Genomic DNA, 1484 nt, shown 5'->3' with positions numbered 1-1484 from the left:
GTTCGCCCTGAACAAATCACTCAAGCCGCTCTGACGATCCGATGGCGCCGATCCGGTGCGTTGATGCCCCAGACGACGGCGATCATCCAGGCAAGCCAATCCCTGAGGTGGGCGAGGATCTTTCGGATGTTGTGTCTGCAGGCGCACAGGACGGCGAAGAGGGCGTCGCCGATGGTGCCTTTCAATGGGCATCTGGCGAGGCGCCCATCGGTTTTCATGTGGCCGATCTCGGCTTCGATGGCGCTGCGGCGACGGAGGTCTGCGAGGAGTTTCGGTGTCAGGCCGCGCCTCGTGCCGCTGATCAGGACGCGGGTCTTTTCCTCGCCATGGCCGCGATAGCCGCGGTCGACGACGGCCAGATCGGGACGCTGGTCGGCCAGGATCTCCAGCTGTTCCAGCGCCTGGCCAAGGGTGTGGCCATCGTAAGGGTTGCCCGCAAAGCTGCGCATGCCGACCACGAAGCCCTCGTCCAGCGTGGTTGCGACGCTGACCTTGCAGCCGAATTCATAGCGCACCCGGGCCTTGCCCTTGGAGATGCAATCGACCTGTGTCTCGTGCAGGGCGTAGATCTTGCCGCTCCCCTTCGGCTGCTGGTGCAGGAGCTGCGAGACCAGGGCAAGCTTGGCGATGATCCTGTCGCGCAGGCCGCCCTCGGGGATGTCATCAAGCTGACGGCGCAGGTCGCGCATGACACGGCCGGTGTAGCCCTTAAGCCTTTTCAATGCCTTGACCATGCGCTTGAACTGCCTGGCATGGGCGTAGCGGCCCACCTGCAGCGCCAGTCGCGGGGCAAGGCGGGCGTAGGATTGCCGCAACTCCACCCCGGCCTCCTGCGCCAGAGCCACCAGTTGATCCCGCGCCCGCTCGTAAAGCCGGGCGTCCGTCGGATGGGCGATCGCCTTTTCCGTCACTGTCGTGTCCACCGCCACGCGCTTCAGGCTGTCGCCGTCGATGGCACCGGACCTCTGCCCGGCCCGGATCGTCTGGGTCAGCAGCCATTCGACGCCTTCCTCGCCAATGCGCCCCCTCCAGCGTGTCAGCGAGGACGGATCGATGGGCAGCTTGTGCTGGAAAAAGGTCTCGCCGGTGAAGTGCTGATAGTAGGGATTTTCGACCCAACGCGCGACCACCGCCTCGTCCGACAGCCGATAGGCGTGTTGGAGATAGAGCAGCCCTGCCACCAGCCGAGGCGGCGTCGCGGGCCGCCCCTTGCCGGACAGAAAGAACCCCGCCCATTCGCGCTCGAACACGTCCCAGTCGATCAGCGCCGCCAGTTTCACGAGTTCATGCCGCGGGTCGATCATGTCCACCAACCGCGGACGCAGCAGGTCATCCTGTTCCGGAGGGCGCGGGCGGTGCTTCATGACAGACCCGAAATTGCAAGGTTTCGGCGGAAATTATACAAAACCTTGCAGACCATGGCGAGAAAAACCGCAACGTTTCAGCGCAAAATCAATAGCATAGGTGTTATTCAGGACGAACTA

Annotated in this window: 1 protein-coding gene; it reads right to left on the bottom strand. The window is 63.6% G+C overall.

The window, feature by feature from the left end; genetic code table 11:
* Positions 1-20: 20 nt before the first annotated feature.
* On the bottom strand, positions 21-1364 hold the full coding sequence (locus GEU84_RS20925) for an IS5 family transposase (RefSeq protein ID WP_152828818.1): 1344 nt from the start codon (positions 1362-1364) through the stop codon (positions 21-23).
* Positions 1365-1484: the final 120 nt, after the last annotated feature.

Source organism: Fertoeibacter niger (assembly GCF_009380135.2).
In the GTDB taxonomy this organism is placed as follows: Bacteria; Pseudomonadota; Alphaproteobacteria; order Rhodobacterales; family Rhodobacteraceae; genus Fertoeibacter; species Fertoeibacter niger.
Note: the sequence above shows the minus strand (reverse complement) of the source record. Positions and strands in the feature narration are given on the sequence as shown.